Annotated in this window: 15 protein-coding genes; 6 read left to right on the plus strand and 9 right to left on the minus strand. The window is 37.9% G+C overall.

Features of this window, described 5'->3' with window-relative positions:
• Positions 1–60 precede the first annotated feature (60 nt).
• The 5 genes from NE668_RS04045 to NE668_RS04065 form a co-directional block, all read right to left on the minus strand.
• Positions 61–2,199, minus strand: a complete 2,139-nt coding sequence (locus tag NE668_RS04045) for a heavy metal translocating P-type ATPase (RefSeq protein ID WP_004693305.1) — start codon at positions 2,197–2,199, stop codon at positions 61–63.
• Positions 2,200–2,213: 14 nt separating this feature from the next.
• On the minus strand, positions 2,214–2,474 hold the full coding sequence (locus NE668_RS04050) for a DUF6110 family protein (RefSeq protein ID WP_004693303.1): 261 nt from the start codon (positions 2,472–2,474) through the stop codon (positions 2,214–2,216).
• A gap of 103 nt (positions 2,475–2,577) precedes the next feature.
• Positions 2,578–2,784, minus strand: coding sequence for a FeoB-associated Cys-rich membrane protein (locus NE668_RS04055; RefSeq protein ID WP_004693301.1), 207 nt, complete (start codon positions 2,782–2,784; stop codon positions 2,578–2,580).
• Between the two features lie 232 nt (positions 2,785–3,016).
• Positions 3,017–5,386: a ferrous iron transport protein B gene (gene feoB / locus NE668_RS04060; protein WP_227036797.1), complete on the minus strand. Its 2,370-nt coding sequence runs from the start codon at positions 5,384–5,386 to the stop codon at positions 3,017–3,019.
• A gap of 9 nt (positions 5,387–5,395) precedes the next feature.
• Positions 5,396–5,629, minus strand: coding sequence for a FeoA family protein (locus NE668_RS04065; protein ID WP_004693295.1), 234 nt, complete (start codon positions 5,627–5,629; stop codon positions 5,396–5,398).
• Between the two features lie 539 nt (positions 5,630–6,168).
• On the opposite strand from NE668_RS04065, the gene NE668_RS04070 reads away from it, so the two are divergent.
• The gene (locus tag NE668_RS04070; RefSeq protein WP_004693294.1) at positions 6,169–7,467 is read left to right on the plus strand and encodes a DEAD/DEAH box helicase; all 1,299 of its coding nucleotides are present in this window, start codon (positions 6,169–6,171) and stop codon (positions 7,465–7,467) included.
• A 126-nt stretch (positions 7,468–7,593) separates the two neighbouring features.
• Here the strand turns inward: NE668_RS04070 and NE668_RS04075 are convergent, their stop codons facing one another.
• Positions 7,594–9,915 (minus strand): DNA topoisomerase 3, encoded by a 2,322-nt coding sequence (locus tag NE668_RS04075; protein WP_227036796.1) that lies wholly within the window; start codon positions 9,913–9,915, stop codon positions 7,594–7,596.
• A 178-nt stretch (positions 9,916–10,093) separates the two neighbouring features.
• Between NE668_RS04075 and NE668_RS04080 the strand changes: the two genes are divergently transcribed.
• Positions 10,094–11,689, plus strand: a complete 1,596-nt coding sequence (locus NE668_RS04080; protein WP_227036795.1) for a peptide chain release factor 3 — start codon at positions 10,094–10,096, stop codon at positions 11,687–11,689.
• Between the two features lie 444 nt (positions 11,690–12,133).
• Positions 12,134–13,381 carry a sodium/glutamate symporter gene (locus NE668_RS04085; RefSeq protein ID WP_105086586.1) on the plus strand — a complete coding sequence of 416 codons (1,248 nt, stop codon included), beginning with the start codon at positions 12,134–12,136 and terminating at the stop codon, positions 13,379–13,381.
• A gap of 90 nt (positions 13,382–13,471) precedes the next feature.
• On the opposite strand, the gene rsmA is transcribed toward NE668_RS04085, so the two are convergent.
• Both rsmA and rnmV read right to left on the minus strand, forming a co-directional pair.
• Complete coding sequence (gene rsmA, locus NE668_RS04090; protein WP_227036794.1) at positions 13,472–14,326, minus strand: 16S rRNA (adenine(1518)-N(6)/adenine(1519)-N(6))-dimethyltransferase RsmA; 855 nt, start codon at positions 14,324–14,326, stop codon at positions 13,472–13,474.
• A gap of 13 nt (positions 14,327–14,339) precedes the next feature.
• On the minus strand, positions 14,340–14,867 hold the full coding sequence (gene rnmV, locus NE668_RS04095; protein WP_227036793.1) for a ribonuclease M5: 528 nt from the start codon (positions 14,865–14,867) through the stop codon (positions 14,340–14,342).
• A gap of 106 nt (positions 14,868–14,973) precedes the next feature.
• Between rnmV and NE668_RS04100 the strand changes: the two genes are divergently transcribed.
• The 3 genes from NE668_RS04100 to msrB all read left to right on the plus strand — a co-directional run bounded on the left by NE668_RS04100 (position 14,974) and on the right by msrB (position 18,230).
• Positions 14,974–15,912, plus strand: coding sequence for a LysR family transcriptional regulator (locus tag NE668_RS04100; protein ID WP_227036792.1), 939 nt, complete (start codon positions 14,974–14,976; stop codon positions 15,910–15,912).
• Positions 15,913–16,169: 257 nt separating this feature from the next.
• A complete protein-coding gene (locus NE668_RS04105; protein WP_227036791.1) occupies positions 16,170–17,291 on the plus strand; it encodes a 5-methyltetrahydropteroyltriglutamate--homocysteine S-methyltransferase in 1,122 nt (373 codons plus the stop codon).
• Positions 17,292–18,230, plus strand: coding sequence for a peptide-methionine (R)-S-oxide reductase MsrB (gene msrB, locus NE668_RS04110; protein ID WP_227036790.1), 939 nt, complete (start codon positions 17,292–17,294; stop codon positions 18,228–18,230).
• A 122-nt stretch (positions 18,231–18,352) separates the two neighbouring features.
• Here the strand turns inward: msrB and NE668_RS04115 are convergent, their stop codons facing one another.
• Positions 18,353–19,330, minus strand: a complete 978-nt coding sequence (locus NE668_RS04115) for a resuscitation-promoting factor (protein ID WP_119562804.1) — start codon at positions 19,328–19,330, stop codon at positions 18,353–18,355.
• Positions 19,331–19,366 lie beyond the last annotated feature (36 nt).

A 19,366-nucleotide genomic window follows, 5' to 3' on the forward strand; every position in this document is an offset into this window, starting at 1 on the left:
GTCATCAAAAAAGAAAAACCTCCATATAGGTAAATAAATACCTTATATGGAGGTTTTTAATTAAGCCACTACAGAGTCAGCTGTTACATCAATTGTAGGAACAGTTTCCTTTGGTTCATCTTTTTTCAACAATGGGGTCATGCTTTCAAGCCCTATTCCCAATGTGAATAGGTTATGCAACCATGCTGTTTGGCTTGGCGGCATAATACCGAGTACGCCACCACCTACAAGAGCACCATTGAAACCAACGATACCATTGTAATTTGCTTTGATACGTTTCATCAATGCAATAGAAATGCGGCGCAAATCTACAAGAGCTTGTAGATGGTCGGAAGAAATAGTAACATTAGCAATCTTTTGAGCGATTGGAGCGCCTTCATTCATAGCGATACCAACATGAGCTTCAGAAATTGCCGGGGAGTCATTGATACCGTCCCCTACCATCATAACAGTATAGCCATCAGCTTTAGCTTGTTTTACATAACTTGCTTTATCTTCTGGCAATACTTCTGCATGCACTTCATCAATACCAAGTTCATCAGCTACACGTTGTGCATTACGCTTAGAGTCACCAGTCATCATAACAACCTTTTTAATGCCTAATGCATGCAAATCAGCTATAACTTGTTTTGCCTCTTCACGTACAGGGTCTTTAATGCAAATAACCGCTGCTAATGTACCACCAATAGCGAGGTAAATATGTGAAGATGTATTTGGTAAACTATTGAATTTTTCTTGTTCATCAGCAGGAATCTTTGTCTTTTCATCATCAAAGATGTAATGAGCACTACCAATGCGTACACGATAGCGGCCAACCTTAGATGCAATACCATGAGCCACAACGTATTCTACGTCAGAGTGCATTTCCTTGTGAGGTAATGCATGATCCTTAGCAGCACGTACAATTGCTTTTGCCATGGAATGAGGGAAATGCTCCTCAATACATGCAGCTAATTTCAACATTTCATCTGCATCATGACCGTTAAATGGAATAATTTGTTCAAACTCAGGTTCAGCTTTAGTAAGAGTGCCTGTTTTATCAAATACAATCATATCTGCTTGTGCAATTTGTTCTAGGAACTTACCACCTTTAACAGTGATACCGCGTTTAGATGCTTCTTGCATAGCGGAAAGTACTGCTAAAGGAATAGATAATTTTAATGCACAAGAGAAGTCAACCATTACGAAAGACAATGCTTTCATCACATTGCGAGTCAACAAGTATGTTAAACCAGCGCCAATGAAGCTAATTGGAACTAATTTATCTGCCATGCGATATGCTTGTTGTTCCATACCAGATTTCATTTGTTCAGACTCTTCAATAAGGTTGACGATTTTTTCGTAACGAGATGATTTAGATGTACTACGTACTTCTACAATAGCTTTACCGTCTTCAACAACAGTACCAGCATATACAGAAGTATCCTTGTCACGGCGAACCGCTTCTGGTTCCCCTGTCATGGAGCTTTCATTAACAAGAACAACACCATCGATTACAGTGCCATCCAAAGGAATTACTTCACCTTGACGAATGATAATTTGATCACCAGCTACAACCTCGTTAACAGGTTTGCTTACCTCAATATCATCCACCAATACCCATACTTTATCTACGTTCAAGGACATGCTTTGAGCGAGATTCAATACGGATTTACGGTGAGTCCATTCTTCTAAGATATCACCAATACCAAGTAAGTACATTACGGCACTTGCTGTAGGATAATCTTTTTGAAGTAATGCAGCACCAATAGCTACACCATCAAGTACTTCTACAGTTAACTTACGTTGCCACAATGTTTTAATCGCTTTACCGATAAATTTAATCCCATCAAACCATGCCCATGCAGCCGCAATTGGTGCAGGTAACACTGCTTTTTTACCTAAGTAAACTGCTGTGCGGTTAATCATCATTTCACGGTATTTTTTATTTACCAAGCGTGGAGAGTATTCGTTCAAAGCTGGTGCTTCGGACAAATCTAAATCGCGTAGACCAAGTACTGCATCACGCACAGCATCAGAATCACCATTATGTTTAATGGCGATTTGACTGCTACGAGTGTAGAAGGTTACATCTACAATTGCATCATTAAGGAGCAATGTATCCTCTACATAAGCAGCTTCTGCTTCTGTAAAGCGATGCCCAGATACCTTAACGTGTAAGCGATTTCTGAGTTTTCGTACAACAGAAAATTGTAACATAGTTAAATCCTCAATTATTTGTTTTCTTCAAAGATTTCTTCGTTGCGTGCTTCGTTGATTTCTTGAGCTTCTGCCAATACATCAGATGCAGATGCTTGTACTTTTTCAGCAGTTTCTAATACAGTTTCTTTAGCGCGAAGGCCAGCTGCCAAGATACCAGCGTATACTTTTTTTGCGTCTTTAGAAGTTAATACTTTAAGACCTACAGTACCCAATGCAAGACCTGCTGCGAATAAATTAGCGTTTTTAAGATTGTTTTGGTTGAAGTTGAACATGATAATATTCCTTTCTACTAAATATATAAAAATTTACTTACTATATTTGAAAAGAGGAGCCCATTATAGAGACCCCTCTTTCAAATTCAGAATTCGTATTAGCTTACTTAGCGGTACGTTTAATGCCTAGTGCTTTATTGGAACCATCACAGCTACAGCTACCACCGCAACCAGAAGATTTTTTAGAGCCAGAATTGGAGCCACCGCTACCACAGCCGCAGCCACCCTTACCAGACACTTGTTTATAAATTTTTGTACCAAGATAAGCCAATGCTAATATCACTATGAGTCCTATAACAAGATTATCCATTATAATTCCTTCTTTCTCAATATCCACCAACTTATCATAAATTGATATGTGATAAATGAGTTAAAAGCAATATATTTGGATATTTCCCTTTTCTCATTATCATTTAACCATAAATAATGATAATTGGCAAGAATTATTTTAAATTTTTTCTATAATTAAATTACATCATGTCAATACAATTTAGTTCTAGGTATCTAAGGAATGTAAATCATAGTGATTAGCTACGCTTTAATTAGAAACCTAATGCTAAACCGATGTTATAGAAAATAAAGCATGCAATCCATGCGAAAGCATTTTCATAGAAGAACATGAATAGCATCCATTTCCAAGAACCAGTTTCGCGTTTAATAACTGCTAGCGCTGCGATACATGGAGGGTAAATCAAGATGAATAGCATTAATGTTAATGCAACCAATGGTGTAAAGTCTGGATCATTTTGTAAGTAATCAGTCAATGCTTGAGGGTGAAGTGTATCGCCACCTACTGCATAAATTGTACCCAATGTAGATACAACAACTTCTTTAGCCGCTAAACCAGCCACAAGAGATACACCGATTTTCCAGTCAAAGCCTAATGGTTTAAGAACTGGGTTGATTGCTTTACCGAACATAGCAGCATAGGATTGTTCCAATTTTTCAGAATTTTGTTCTTGGTCAATTTTTTGATTTTCATCATCTAAATTAACGCTATTTTTGTACATAGACCATGCTACTGGGAATAATTGTTCATTTTGTTCTTTAATGTCATTGAACAATTCAGGTGCTTCGGAATCATCTTCTACTTCGATTTCAGGAGCATCTTCTCCAGCATCCTCTGCTTGTGTAGTGGCATCTGCTACAGTAGATTTCATATTATCAACAATTTCATTTACTTGATCTTTTTGTTCATCTGTAGTGATACCAAAATGAGCCAAAGTTTCAGCATCTTTCATTTCATATGTTTGAGCTACTTGATCATGCAATGCATCATAATCTTTGGAGTATTCCACATCCATTGGATATGTTGTGATGAACCATACGAGGATGGAAGCAGCAAGGATGAAAGTACCTGCTTTTTTTAGGTACATAATACCACGTTCAAACATATGAGTTAATGTAGCTTTTAAAGTTGGTAAATGATATGGAGGCAATTCCATTACGAATGGTTCTGCTTCGCCAGCAAATAAATATTTGCGGAAAATTTTAGCAAATACGATACCAAATACAATACCTAATGCATACACACCAAATACTACAGTACCAGCCCATTCAGGAGGGAAAAATGCTGCTGCAAACAAAGTATAAACAGGTAAGCGTGCAGAACAACTCATGAATGGAGTAATTAAGATTGTTACCATACGATCTTTGTAGTTATCAAGGATACGTGCACCCATTACGGATGGTACGGAACAACCAAAACCTAATAATAAAGGAATAAACGATTTACCATGTAAACCACAAGCGCGCATTACACGGTCAATAACGAAGGCAGCACGTGCCATATACCCTGTATCTTCCAAGAAAGAGATACCAAGGAATAATAATAGAATTAATGGTACGAAGGATAATACAGCACCTACACCGGCGATGATACCATCAGAAATAAGTGATTGTAACTGACCTTCTGGAATAACTGTTACTACCCATGCCTGTAATGCAGTAAAGCCATCTGTAATCCAAGTTTGAGGAATAGCACCTACAGTATTTACGAAGTTAAATAGTAACCACATTACAACCATAAAAATTGGCAAACCAAGAATACGGTGAGTTAAAATTTTATCATAACGGTCAGAACGCGTTTCTAATTGTGTAGGAGCCTGTGTTAAACATGTATTATATACTTCTACTGCGAAGCGGTGACGATATTCTTGGAATACTACATCAAGATCAACTTGATTCTTAATTTCTTCACGAATTGCTTCCGCTTTTTGAATAACTGCTTCTGTATTATCAAAGCGCATAACTTTGCCAATAACGTCAGCATCTTTTTCTAGCAACTTAACAGCAATCCAACGGAGTGGATATGTAACAGTACCAGCTTCTTTTAGCAAGTCTACAAGCTCAGCAATTTTGCCTTCTAGTAAATCACCATAGTTAATTGTTACACCAGGAGCTTTTTTAGAAGCAGCTACGCTAACTGTTGCTTCTAACAACTCTTTTGTACCAATGTTTGTACGACCTACTGTGTTAACAATTGTAGCCCCTGTCATTTCTGCCATTTTTTTTAGGTCGTATTTGATGCCCATTTCTTCCGCAACATCGGACATATTTAAGGCAATAACCATAGGTTTTTCTAATTCTAATAGTTGAGCCGCTAAATACAAGTTACGTTCCAAGTTAGATGCATCAAGAACATTAACGATTACATCTGGGTTATCATTTACAATAACATTACGCGCCACCAACTCATCCAAGGAGCGTGCAGTTAAGCTATATGTACCTGGTAAGTCAATAAACAATAACTCTTGGCCATCAAAATTCGTATGGCCTTCCTTTTTTTCTACTGTAACACCTGGATAGTTACCAACGTGTTGCTTCGCTCCTGTGATATTGTTAAACATTGTAGTTTTACCACAGTTAGGGTTACCTGCTAAGGCAATGCGAATTTGCCCATTTTCTGCCATTTGAACCTCCTATTGAACATCTACATCAATCATGCCAGCTTCACTTGTACGAAGTGCTAATTCAAAGTTTTTTACTTTGACTTCCACCGGATCACCCAAAGGGGCAAACTTCATAACATGGATTTTTGTACCATGTACGAGACCCATGTCGATTAGACGATGCTTAACATTGCCACTGCCATGTAGTGCAACAATAAGACCAGACTCACCTGGCTTCATGTCTTTCAACTTTTTGATAGCCATACGACACCTCCTAATTATTGTACCTAACAACCTCATATTAACCACACAAAATAATAATGCGTATTAATATCTTAAATTATTATATCAAATCAAGCATTAATTTCAACAATTATTATCATTTTTATGGTTTATTTTTATCTCATATCTATATTTTATTATCATATTTAATATGAGATTATTTATATGATTATCTAATAAAATACTGAATACTAGCTGAAATTTAATATTTCATGGCTATATATTTAGATACAGTAATCAATAAACACTACAAAGATTATCATTTACAAATGCTAACACATTCTCAATTAACAGTTTATAAATAGTTTAAATGTAGTTATTTTAATGTTTTCATTTCTCATTTCACTTAATTATATCAATATTTTTCTATATATTATCAAAAAAATATATTCGAAAGTACTATAATATTTTTTTGAGTCTAGAATATATTAAGACTATAAATCTTCCAAGTTCAATTCATTTGCCCCTAGTATGTGCATACTGTATAATTAATATAATATGTATTATAGAAAGGACAATCCATGAAATCTTTTAAATCTTTAGGTGTTTGTGATGAGCTCATCATAGCCCTACAAAAACAAGGTATCAAGGAGCCCACGCCAATTCAAGAACAATCCATTCCTGTCGTCTTTAAAGGGAATGATGTCATAGCAAAAGCTCAAACAGGCACGGGGAAGACACTAGCCTTCTTACTGCCAATTTTACAACGTGTACATACTGATGTTCATCAAGAACAAGTGCTTATCATTGCACCTACACGGGAACTAATTAAACAAATTTCCGACGAAGCGAAGGAACTAGGTTCTATTTTAAATGTAGATATCCTCCCTCTCATCGGTGGTAAAACTATTGAAGCCCAACTACAGCAACTGGGACGTCGTCCTCAAGTTATTCTAGGTACACCTGGTCGATTATTAGATCACGCAAAACGCGGTTCCCTACATTTAGATTGTATTCGCCGTGTTGTACTAGACGAAGCAGACCAAATGTTGCATATGGGTTTCTTACCAGATATTGAAAATCTCATTAGCCAAACAGACGCTAATAGGCAACTGTTGCTATTCTCTGCAACAATTCCAGATAAAATCCGAAATCTCGCAAAGGCATACATGTCTAAACCTATTTCTGTAACAGCAGAAGGCAAACATATCACGCTCGAATCAATTGATCAACGAGTGTATATGATGAATCCTGAAGAAAAAACACAACGTCTCATCAAAATGATTGAAGATGACAATCCATTCTTAGCAATTGTATTCTGTAATAAACGGGAAGGTGCCATTCGTTTATCCTACGAGTTAACCGCAGCAGGGCTTAATATTGCAGAAATGCACGGTGACTTGACACAAGGTCGTCGCACACAAATTCTACGAGACTTTGCAAAAGCGAAAACACAAATCTTAGTAGCTACCGATATTGCGGCTCGCGGTATCGACATTGAAGGTATCACACATGTATATAATTACGACGTACCTCACGATGTAGATTACTATATCCATCGAATTGGACGTACAGGTCGTGCTGGTAACTCAGGTATTGCTGTAACATTTGCAACTCCACAGGATGAGGCTTGGTTAAGACGTATTGAACGAGCTATTCAAGCTACGCTTACAAAATATACAAAAGATGGTCAGATTAAGACTAAGGGCAACGCCAGTACTGCTCCGAAACGCACAAAATCAGCTAGTAAACCTAAGGTTACAAGCACTTACCAATCAACTAAGGCTAAAGCTCACAAGGCACGAGGTCACAAAGGCTCAAATACACGCCAACGCCGCGCGTCTACGTCTCAGACTGGGCGTCGTGGCAAACGCAGATAAAATTCAGCTTAATATCCTAAACTAAATGAAGAAATTTTTCTTCTACAAAAGCAGTTTTAAACAAAAAAGACGCGTACAGCTTAGCTGTGCGCGTCTTTTTATTATTTACAATAAAAATAATCATTTCTAAGTAATGTTAGATTTGTTAACATAAATACTCGGTACCCCATCTACATCAGAACATTGGGTCTTACATTGAGATCGATTACTACAAATCCAGTTTGTTCGACCTCTCACCTCTTGTTTCACAAAGTAACCTACTTTACATCTAGGGCATTTATATTGTTTATCTTCATCAGATACTTCAATATTATCTTCAATACTAGAAACATCCCCTTCTACTGGCTGAGTATGTTTACAAGTAGGATAATTTGTACAGCCTAAAAAGGCACCAAATTTACCATTCCGCTGTTGCAAACGGCCCTTTTTACACTTAGGACATACAGGTAAGGAAGACAAGTCTACGCTTTCACTATCCATAGGGCGCTTACGATTTTGACTCGTTATAGTTCGTACCACATTTGGCATCATTTGATCAGAGTTTACTACTTTATCAAAACCAAGTTTATCAATTAATAATTTTAAAAACTTAATTTGATCCGCTAAGAAGGAATCTAATGTATCCTCTCCTTCGCTCATAAGTGCTAAGCGTTCTTCCCAAACAGCTGTTTCATCAGGATAAAGCAGCTCTTCTGGCAGAGCATCTACTAAGAGATAGCCCGTTTCCGTTGGAGATAAGACTTGCTTCTTCCCTGACGTTTTCATAAAGCCTCGACTGATAAGCTCATCAATTATGTTTGCCCGCGTTGCTTCTGTACCAATACCAGATACAGCCTTTAATTGTTTTTTCAAATCTTCATTTTTTACGAATTTATGAATTTCCTTCATCGCTTGTAGTAATGTGGACGGCGTAAAACGGGATGGTGGCTTTGTTTGTTTAGCCTCTACAGAAGAATCCGTATATAAAACAGTATCGTTCTTTTTAACTGCTGGCAAGTGGTCCGTTTCTTCAATAATCTCTTTTTTAGGGTCTGACTCAGCCCCACGCTCATCGGTTAGATCGGGCTCGTCATTGTCCGTCGTAGATTTAGACTTATGTCGTTTATAAAGCAATTTCCATCCTTCTTCGATAACTACACGACCATTAGCTACAAACTCTTCCTTACATTGTTCTACTACAATTTTAGTTTGCTCGTAAATATGCTCCCCATAAAATTGAGCAATATAAGCTTGACTGATGAGGAAATAAATATTTCGCTCCTCTTGGGACAAACTATTTATATTACAAGCCACCGTTGTAGGAATAATAGCATGATGGGCGGTAATTTTCTTTTCATTCCAAGCACGGCTCTTAATAGAACGATCTGCATCGGCAGCCCACTGTGCTAATCTCTCATCACCTGCATTTTGTAGATTGTTGAGGATTGCATTGCGATCATCATATTGATTGGGTGGTAAATATTCACAATCAGAACGTGGATAGGTAGTTAATTTCTTTTCGTATAATTTTTGCGCTGTATCAAGTACAGTCTGTGGATCATAAGAAAAGGCTTTACCTGCCAGTACCTGTAAGGATGACAGGGATAACGGTAAACGCTGTACATCTTTCTTTTTGGATTTAGTAACAGCTTTAATAACACCATCAGGTCCACTTTGCAATTGTTCAACTAATGAATCAGCTATAGCCTTATTAATAAGACGACCATCAGGATCTAATCCTTTTTGCTCATCTGTCGGCTGCCAAGTGGCCCAAAACACCCCATTAGGATGGTTATATAATACCTTTACAGTAAAATAGTCTACTGGTTTAAATGCAGCTAACTCTCGTTCTCTACGTACAACAAGAGCTAACGTTGGTGTCTTTACACGACCAATTGGCAATGTTACCTTATTACCTTTATAACGTTCAGATAATGTATATGCCCGAGATAAATTCATCCCAATGAGCCAGTCTGCCCGTGCTCTTGCCAATGCAGATTGATATAGATTGTGAAAGTCCTTGTTATCTCTCAAATCATCAAGTGCAGAACGAATGGATTTTTCATCGAGGGCATTTAATAGAATACGCTGTACTGGTTTTGTATTACCTACATAGTACAAAACTTCATCAACTAAGAGTTGCCCTTCCCGATCCGGGTCACCTGCGTTGACGATGACATCAGCTTTGTCGATAAGGTCTTTTACAATCTCAAACTGTTGACGGCTGCTATCTGTGACAAGCAATTTCCACTCAGCTGGCACGATAGGCAAATCTTGAGGACGCCAACGGATATATTTATCATCGTAATCTCCGGGCTCAGCCTGATGCAGTACATGACCTACTACCCAGGTCACCACATCGTCACCCTGGATAAAATAGCCATTCCGCTTTTGGATATTCTTATTTTCTGGTAAGCATTTACTGATTTCGCGAGCCATGGATGGCTTTTCCGCAATAAATAACCGCATGGTTCCCCTCCTTAACCTGAAGATAACGGCCAACCCCAAGCCGTTCTATGAAATCTCATTATACTACAATTTAGTGGTCATAACTAGAAAAATCATGTATAATTTTTACGATATATAGACTGTGAAAGTAGAGCCTAAAGATTTATCTGCTTTCACAACATATTAATAGAGGTGAATCATGACATTTTTAGAAGAGGTACAACGTCGTCGTACGTTTGCAATCATATCTCACCCGGATGCGGGTAAAACAACATTAACGGAAAAATTACTATTATATGGTGGTGCTATTCACTTAGCAGGCTCCGTAAAGTCTCGTAAAACTGCAAAACACGCCGTATCCGACTGGATGGAAATCGAGAAACAACGTGGTATCTCTGTAACGAGTTCCGTATTGCAATTTGACTACGATGGTTGTCGTGTAAACATCCTTGATACTCCTGGTCACCAAGACTTCTCTGAAGATACATACCGTACATTGATGGCTGCTGATAGTGCTGTCATGCTTATTGACGTAGCAAAAGGCGTAGAGGCCCAAACAAAGAAGCTATTTGCTGTATCAAAAGAGCGCGGTATTCCTATTTTTACATTTGTAAACAAAATTGACCATTTCGGTCGCAGCCCATTCGATCTAATGGAAGAAATCGAAAATGTTCTCGGTATTCGTACGTGTCCTATGAACTGGCCTATCGGTATTAATGGCGAATACAAAGGCGTATACGATAGAGAACACGAAACTATAGAGCTCTTTGCAAAAGACGAAACACATGGTCAAGAAAAGTTAGCTTCCGAAAAAGGGGCGTTAACGGATCCTCGTATGAAAGAGTTATTAGGTGACGATGTATACCAAGCATTGCTTGACGATATTGAGTTGCTCGATGTTGCTGGCGATCCATTCGATTTTGATAAGGTTCGTGCTGGTGAATTAACGCCTATGTTTTTCGGTTCTGCTATGACGAACTTTGGGGTAAAACCATTCTTAGAAAAATTCTTAGAACTAGCTCCATCCCCTGTTCCACGACAAGCGGTAGAGGAAATAGTGCAACCTACTAGTGAAGACTTCTCTGCTCTAGTATTCAAAATTCAAGCAAATATGGATCCTAATCACCATGACCGTATCGTATTTATGCGTATCTGCTCTGGTAAATTCGAAAAAGGTATGTCTGTATTACATCGCCAATCTAATAAAACAATCCGCCTATCTCAGCCTCAACAATTTTTGGCTACGGAACGTACCATCGTAGAAGATGCATACCCTGGCGATATTATCGGTGTCTTTGATGCCGGTACTATGGGCGTAGGAGATACGCTTTGTGCACAAAAACACAAAGTAACTTTCGGTGACTTCCCTGTCTTCCCTCCTGAGTTTTTTGCTCGTGTATCCCCGAAAGATACTATGAAACGTAAGCAATTCCAAAAAGGTATGACTCAATTGGCTCAAGAAGGGGCTGTTCAAATCTTTGAACAACCAGGTGCCCTTGATTCCTTCGTGGTCGGTGCCGTAGGTATGCTTCAATTTGAAGTTCTTGAGTACCGCCTCAAAAATGAATATGGCGTTGATTTATTAAATCATACATTACCATATGGTGTAGCCCGTTGGATTGATGGCGAAGTTGATATTGCATCATTAAAAGGTATTGATAATGCGATGATTGTAAAAGATAATCGGGATCGCACCGTAGTTCTTATCTCTAACGAATGGCAAATGGGTTGGGTTCAAGAGCGTAATCCGGATGTAACATTCTTAACAACCCCTAAATTACACCATGAGCTATAACTTCTAATTAGCTTATTGCTAGGTATATATATTTTAGTTATATCTTAACATGCATTTATAGAACGAATCTATCGCATTTATAATTTAGAGTCTTACGAAATAATATAAAAATATTAAATTTTAAAACTGGAGTATATTTTATATAATTATAAATATAAAAAATATATTCCAGTTTATTTTTTTATAACAAGAAGGAAAATCACAGATTTAAGTCGAATACATATAGTATGATTATGTACATAAGTAATATATACTATTACTTTTCTATATTTATATGTATAATCATAAAAATAGCTTTATTAATATTATTGTTTTTTTGTGTTATTATGAGTGTTTAAAGATAAAAATGTAAACTTTTTATACGTTATATATTCTATAGTATTTTTTGACCATTCATGATACCATAAAATTCAGATTTATTTTTTATTTTAAAGGAGTGATTTTATGCCACTTATTGACTTAGCCCTAGTCAACAATGTATGGACCTTAAAACTGTCCATGATTCAAACTGTAGGTCTTGCTGTAATTACCTTATTCATCGGTACTTGGATCAATAAGCATTCTAAGTTCTTACAACGTATGTGTATGCCTGCACCAGCGGTAGGCGCTCTTCCATTTGCATTTTTAACTGCTATTTTGTCTTATTATAAAATCTTAAACATTACCTTTGAAGGTTCCTTACAAACATTTCTAATGCTTGCCTTCTTTACCACTATCGGTTTAATGGCATCCTTAAAAGTCCTCAAAAAGGGTGGTATCTTCATTATTTTCTTCTTCTTAGCATGTGCAGTGTGGATTGTAGTACAAAATACTGCAGGTATTATGATTGCTAAAGCATTAGGAATTGAGCCAATTATTGGCATCATGGCTGGTTCTGTATCTATGATTGGTGGCCTTGGTACAGCTGGTGCCTTCGGTCCATATTACGAACAATTACTTGGTATCCCTGGTACCGCTTCCGCAGCAGTTGCAGCTGCAACATTTGGCATGGTAGCTGGTACAATCCTCGGTGCGCCTGTAGGTGAACGCATTATTAAAATGCATAAAGTTAAAACACCTTATGAAAATCCTGAGTTAATGGAGGATGAAGGCATCGATATGATCGAAGATCACGTTGAAAGCGGTGGCAAACAGTTTAACTCTCAAGATCTTTTAACAATTTGTATGTGGATTGGTCTTGCATTAGGTATCGGTACCATCGTAAGTGCTGGATTATCTGTTCTTACTCCACTACCTGCATATATTGGCGCTATGATTTGTGCAGCAGTAATTCGTAACTTTGGTGATTTTACTAAAGCATACAAAATCAACGATGCAGCTCTTGATGCAGTATCTAATGTAGCATTATCCTTATTCGTAACAATGGCTATCAACAGCTTGAAATTAGTTCAATTAATTGATCTTGCTTTACCACTTATTACAATCTTAGTTGTACAAATGGCACTTATCTGTGTATTTGCATACCTTATTTACTTCCTCTTTGGTCGCAACTACGATGCAGTTATGCTTGGTTCCGGAGCTATCGGTTTCGGTTTAGGTGCTACACCAAACGCATTAGTTAACATGTTATCCTTAGCAAGTAAACACGGTCCATCCCCTCGTGCCTGGCTCGTAGTTTCCTTAGTAGGTGCCTTCTTAATCGACTTTGCAAATGCTTTCCTCATTACAACCATGGCTGGCATTCTTTACTAACTAAAAAGGACCCATTGGGGTCCTTTTTTCATGAAAAAGAGCTTATTGAAATGATATTTTATCAGTCCAATAAGCTCTTTATGTATTATACTATTTGATTAAAGCTGCCCATGCGTTGGCTACATCGGCAAATTCTTGAAGTGTAAAGGTCTCACCTCTTCGTTGTCCATCGATATTCGCTTTTGCTAATAGCTCTTCAATTCTATCCCTTGTTAAACCCGTTGTCTTCATCGTATTAGAGAATGTTTTACGGCGTTGCGCAAAACCAGCTTTTACCACACAGAAAAATAATTTCTCATCAATCACATCTACAGGTGGTTTATCGCGCAATATGCAACGAATAACAGAACTAGTTACTGCTGGGGCTGGTAAAAAGGATTTAGGTGGTACATCAAGAACAATATCTGGTTCCGTATAATACTGAACAGCAACCGATAATGCACCATAGTCCTTTGTGCCCGGCTTTGCTACCATGCGTAAAGCTACCTCTTTTTGCACCATCACAACGAGACGTTCAATAGGTAATTTACTTTCCAACAAAGACATAATAATAGGTGTTGTAATATAATATGGCAAATTGGCAACCACTTTAAAAGGTTTGTGATTCATAATCGTTGGCACATCAAGCTTTAACACATCACCATGAATGATACGTACATTGTCATAAGATGCCAATGTCGTATCTAGTACCTCTAATAAGCGACGATCTAGCTCGATAGCCGTTACATCTGCCCCACTTTGAGCTAAACCTTGTGTCAACGTACCAATACCAGGACCGACCTCTAGGACAGGTTCCCCTACGGTTAATTCCGCAGCATGTACAATTTCATCAACTATGCCTCGCTTAATAAGAAAATTTTGCCCTAGCTTTTTGCTCATTTTAATATCAAAACGCTTACATATATAATGCACAACCTCTGGGCTTGCAATTACTGATTCTAACATCTTAACTCCTATTTTAACAATTTACTGCCTCTTCATAAGCATCTCGAGTTATACCATAATGATTTAAACGGTACAAAAATTGTTTACCATTACCGTATCCAATACCTAATTTAGCACCAATAACCGCTCGACGTGCTGCACTACCAGGCATACCAGACAATCCGTGACGCACTAAGTCCACCATAGTAAATTCGTTGGATGATTCTAAAGACTCTACGTGTAATGTAGATAGAGCTTTTCTGATTGAATCTGGAGATGCTTGTTCTATGCCAATGTCATCATTTGCAAACGCTTCGTCACGAGGCACAAAAGCATGTTGTGCATTAGGAAATTTTTTAGTTAAAACGCGTCGGATTCGCTCCCCTGCTGTATCAGGATCAGTTAATATGATAATGCCACGTTTCTCATAGGCAACGCGAATCATATCGATAACACCTTTTCGAAGAATGAAACCTTCTGTAGCAATACAATCAGCCTCTACAGCTTGAGCGATACGCTGAATATCAGATTTTCCTTCTACGACAATGACTTGTTTTAGCATAAATCCCCCTTTTATTCTATTAGTACATTGTAACATATATATAACATTGCTTAAATACTTATAATCGAGTAGTATTAATAGTGTAATATATAAAAGGAGGCCAATCATGACCTTACAACAATTAAAATATGTAACAACAATTGCCAATATAGGTAGCATTAGCGAAGCTGCCAAGAGATTATTTGTGTCTCAACCAAGCCTTACCAAAGCGATTAAAGAACTAGAGAAAGAAATGGGCATCACCATTTTCGATCGCACCAATAAAGGAATTACCGTATCCAAAGAAGGGGAACGCTTTCTCGGCTATGCGCGCCAAGTGCTGGAGCAAGCAGCCCTTTTAGAGGAACAATATAAAAGCCAAAGCGGCGGTAAAAAACAATTTTCCGTGTCTACCCAACACTATTCCTTTGCAGTCAATGCCTTTGTAGAGCTTTTAAAAGGCGCTGGAATCGACCAATACGATGTATCCTTACGAGAAACACAAACCTATGAAATCATCGATGACGTAGCTCATATGAAGAGTGAAATTGGTTTACTCTATTATAATGATTTCAACCGTCCTGTATTGGAAAAACTGATTCATACTAATGAATTAACCTTTACAGAATTATTTACGGCCCATCCTCATATCTTTATTGGTAAAACACATCCATTAGCCAATAAAGAGGTCGTCTCTATGGACGAATTAGAAGAATATCCATATATTTCCTTTGAACAAGGTGATCATAATTCCTTCTACTTTTCTGAAGAAATCTTCAGTACCGTAGTACGCCCAAAACATATTCGTGTTCGCGATAGAGCATCTTTATTTAGTTTACTGCTTGGCCTTGATGGATACACTGTATCTAGTGGTGTAATCGATAAAGAGGTAAATGGTGAAAACATCATTTCAGTACCACTTGCCGAAGAAGGTTTAATGCACATCGGCTATATTACTAATAATAAAATGCAACGCAGCCGTTTGGGTCAAGAATATATCCATGCCCTAGAACAATATGTTAGCAACTACGGTAGACATATTAAATTGCCGGAAAACAAAAAATAATTACATATCATATTATTAATAAGTCTATATAACACGATTGTTCAATTTAGTTCGATTAAATAATATATTAATAAAGCACTCTCTTTTTAGAGAGTGCTTTTCTATAGGTATAACTTATCGAGCAAAAATTTATATCAACATAGCTTTAAACTATATCAAACTTAAACATATTGATATTTTTATATATAATCATACTTCGCTATAATAAGCCTATCGAAATTATCGGTTTTACCGTTTATATAAGGAGGATTATTATTATGGCTAAACATACAGCACCATTCCACTTTGATATTGTAGGTTCTTTCCTACGTCCTGTAGAATTAAAAGAAGCTCGCGAAGCTTTCAATAACGGAAATATTACTAGAGAAGAATTAACAGCCGTTGAAGATCGTCTCATTACAGACCTCATTCAAAAACAGAAAGCGGCTGGCCTACCAGTGATTACAGATGGCGAGTTTCGCCGTGCCTATTGGCATCTAGATTTCATGTGGGGCTTTAACGGCGTAAAAGAGATTGAACTAGAACACGGTTACAAATTTGTCGGTCAAGAAACAGCGCCAGGTTCCCTCGCCCTTACTGGTAAAATTACGGGAACAAACCACCCATTCGTTGAGCATTTCAAATTTGTAAAACAATTTGAAGACGAAAATACTACGGCGCGTCAAACAATCCCAGCCCCATCCCAATTCTTAGCTGAATTATTTCGTGAGGATAACGGCATTACAACACGCTCCTTCTACCCTGATTTAAAAGAACTCATTCAAGATATTGCAGCTGCCTATCGCCAAGTGATTAAAGACCTCTATGATGCAGGTTGCCGCAACATTCAATTCGATGATTGTACTTGGGGTATGTGCTGTGATCACGCTTACTGGACAGGTCGCCAAAAAGATAAAAGCGTAACCATCGAAGGTGAAACTGCTAAATATTTACGTTTGAATAACTTGGCACTTGAAGGACGCCCTCACGACTTAGCATTTACCACACATGTATGCCGTGGCAACTATAACTCTACTTGGGCTGCTAGCGGTGGTTACGAACCTATCGCCCCTATTCTATTTGCCAAAGAGAATGTAGACGCTTATTACTTAGAGTTTGATGATGATCGTTCTGGAGGTTTTGAGCCATTGCGTGAAGTTTCTCCTAATAAGAAAGTTGTATTAGGCCTTATCACATCTAAACGCCCAGAGTTAGAAGACAAAGAAGTCATCAAAGAACGTATCAAAGAAGCGACAAAATATATCCCCCTCGAAAGACTTTGCTTATCCCCTCAATGCGGCTTTGCATCCTGTGAAATCGGCAACCAATTGACCGAGGAAGAACAATGGGCTAAACTAGCATTAGTTAAAGAAATAGCTCAAGAAGTATGGGGTGATTAAATGAATGAACATACAATATATTTAGGTGGCGGTTGTTTCTGGGGCCTTCAAGGATACATCAGAAAAATCTCCGGTGTCTTTTCTACTGAAGTAGGCTATGCTAACGGTCCTACAGAGAATCCAAGTTATGAAGATGTATGCCACAATAGTGGCCACGTAGAAGCTCTCAAGGTTACTTACGATGCTGATATACTATCTTTAGACCACTTAATTCAATATTTCCTACGCGCTATCGATCCATTTAGCGTTAATAAACAAGGTGGTGATGTAGGCATTCAATATCGTACGGGTATTTATTATACTGATCCAACAGATAAGGCCGTTATTGAAAGTACCTTAGCTCGTGCTCAAGCTTTTGAAGGCAAACCATTTGCTATCGAAGTATTGCCTTTAGAGAACTACTACTCTGCTGAGGAATATCATCAAGATTACTTAGACAAAAATCCTAATGGCTATTGTCACATTCCATTGGGGTTATCTGATGAACCACTCATCGATGATAATACATATGCTAAACCTTCCCAGGAAGATTTAGAGGCATTAACGCCACAAGAGTTTGAAGTAACTCAAAACTCTGCTACAGATGCACCTTTCAGCCATGAACTAACAGATGAGTTCAAAGCAGGTCTCTACGTAGATATTACAACTGGAGAACCCCTTTTTGTATCAGCCCATAAATTCGATTCCCATTGTGGCTGGCCTAGCTTTACTAAGCCAATAGCTAAAGATGTTATCAAATATTACCAAGATAACTCACATGGTATGAATCGCATAGAAGTTCGTAGCCGCATCGGTAATGCTCATTTAGGTCATGTATTTGAAGATGGTCCTAATGGCTCTCTTCGCTACTGTATCAATGGATCAGCTTTAAGATTTATCCCTAAAGAAGAATTAAAGGGTACCAAATACGAATACTTAATTCCATATATTGAAGACTAAAAAAGGACGCCTTAATCATAAGGCGTCCTTCTACTATATCTATTATAATTGAATATTACTGAGCTAAGTAGGTCCAATAAAAAGAGGATATATCTTATAGATATACCCTCTAAATCATCATATTAGTCCAAAACGTACACTGTAACGTCTTGACGACCAAAGTCCATAGCCTCCCCATAAGAGTCCATTACAAGGTCGATTTTGTTACCTACTATAGCACCACCTGTATCGGCAGCAATAGCTTCACCGTAACCAGGAATAAATAAACGTGTGCCCAATGGAATAACATCTGGGTCTACTGCAGCAATGCCACGTACTGCAGGTACACCCGTAGCGGTAATACCAGCACCATCACCATCGCCAGCAAGATAAGCAGATGCTTCCATTACGATAGCGCGAGATGCACGTCCTGCCACATTACGAGATGTAGTCACCTCACGAGTGCCCTCTTTAATAATTGTAGGTACCATTGCACGTTGTGTTACTTTAGATACGTCATTAGTTTTAATAACTGTACCATTACTATATAGTGTTTCACGTTGTACTCGTTCTAAGCCAGGTTGACCAACTTGAACAACCTCTTCTTCGCCCTTAGCCATAGTATCATCTTTTTGACGAACCACTTCAACAGCAACTTCTTGATCTACTGTAGATAGAGAGCGGCTTGTTACTTGAGCAATTGTTATACGTGTACCACTTAAAACAGATCCATTTTCATCGCCCACTACTACATAATTAGGTGCTTTGAAACCAAGCTCATTAGCAACACCTTGAGCAGTTGTTTCTGTAGTGAATACAGCTCTTGTTTTACCATTTACAGTTACATAAACTGGAATAGCACGAACAACTGTTAAGGTTGTTCCATTTTGAACTGTAGATGAACTAGAAATAACTTTATCATTTGGATTTAACTTAACCCCAGCATCGCGTACAATGCCTTCGTTAGAATTTAAATGCGTTCTAACAGTGTGTGCTGCACCATCGACCATTACGGTAACGGTTTTATCATTATAAGAAAACCCGGTCATGGTTACAGCTGTTACAATCAATCCGGCAACAACAGACGAAATATATCGCTTGTGTGTCTTATGAATTCTCATGTTGTAATCCCTCCTGCAATGGTATTATTCTACTAC

Source organism: Veillonella parvula, assembly GCF_024461875.1.
GTDB lineage: Bacteria > Bacillota > Negativicutes > Veillonellales > Veillonellaceae > Veillonella > Veillonella parvula_I.

Bases quoted from the DNA above. Each gene is read 5' to 3' on its own strand.
- NE668_RS04045 (WP_004693305.1), bottom strand. From the start codon at position 2,199: ATGTTACAATTTTCTGTTGTACGAAAACTCAGAAATCGCTTACACGTT.
- NE668_RS04050 (WP_004693303.1), bottom strand. From the start codon at position 2,474: ATGTTCAACTTCAACCAAAACAATCTTAAAAACGCTAATTTATTCGCA.
- NE668_RS04055 (WP_004693301.1), bottom strand. From the start codon at position 2,784: ATGGATAATCTTGTTATAGGACTCATAGTGATATTAGCATTGGCTTAT.
- feoB (WP_227036797.1), bottom strand. From the start codon at position 5,386: ATGGCAGAAAATGGGCAAATTCGCATTGCCTTAGCAGGTAACCCTAAC.
- NE668_RS04065 (WP_004693295.1), bottom strand. From the start codon at position 5,629: ATGGCTATCAAAAAGTTGAAAGACATGAAGCCAGGTGAGTCTGGTCTT.
- NE668_RS04070 (WP_004693294.1), top strand. From the start codon at position 6,169: ATGAAATCTTTTAAATCTTTAGGTGTTTGTGATGAGCTCATCATAGCC.
- NE668_RS04075 (WP_227036796.1), bottom strand. From the start codon at position 9,915: ATGCGGTTATTTATTGCGGAAAAGCCATCCATGGCTCGCGAAATCAGT.
- NE668_RS04080 (WP_227036795.1), top strand. From the start codon at position 10,094: ATGACATTTTTAGAAGAGGTACAACGTCGTCGTACGTTTGCAATCATA.
- NE668_RS04085 (WP_105086586.1), top strand. From the start codon at position 12,134: ATGCCACTTATTGACTTAGCCCTAGTCAACAATGTATGGACCTTAAAA.
- rsmA (WP_227036794.1), bottom strand. From the start codon at position 14,326: ATGTTAGAATCAGTAATTGCAAGCCCAGAGGTTGTGCATTATATATGT.
- rnmV (WP_227036793.1), bottom strand. From the start codon at position 14,867: ATGCTAAAACAAGTCATTGTCGTAGAAGGAAAATCTGATATTCAGCGT.
- NE668_RS04100 (WP_227036792.1), top strand. From the start codon at position 14,974: ATGACCTTACAACAATTAAAATATGTAACAACAATTGCCAATATAGGT.
- NE668_RS04105 (WP_227036791.1), top strand. From the start codon at position 16,170: ATGGCTAAACATACAGCACCATTCCACTTTGATATTGTAGGTTCTTTC.
- msrB (WP_227036790.1), top strand. From the start codon at position 17,292: ATGAATGAACATACAATATATTTAGGTGGCGGTTGTTTCTGGGGCCTT.
- NE668_RS04115 (WP_119562804.1), bottom strand. From the start codon at position 19,330: ATGAGAATTCATAAGACACACAAGCGATATATTTCGTCTGTTGTTGCC.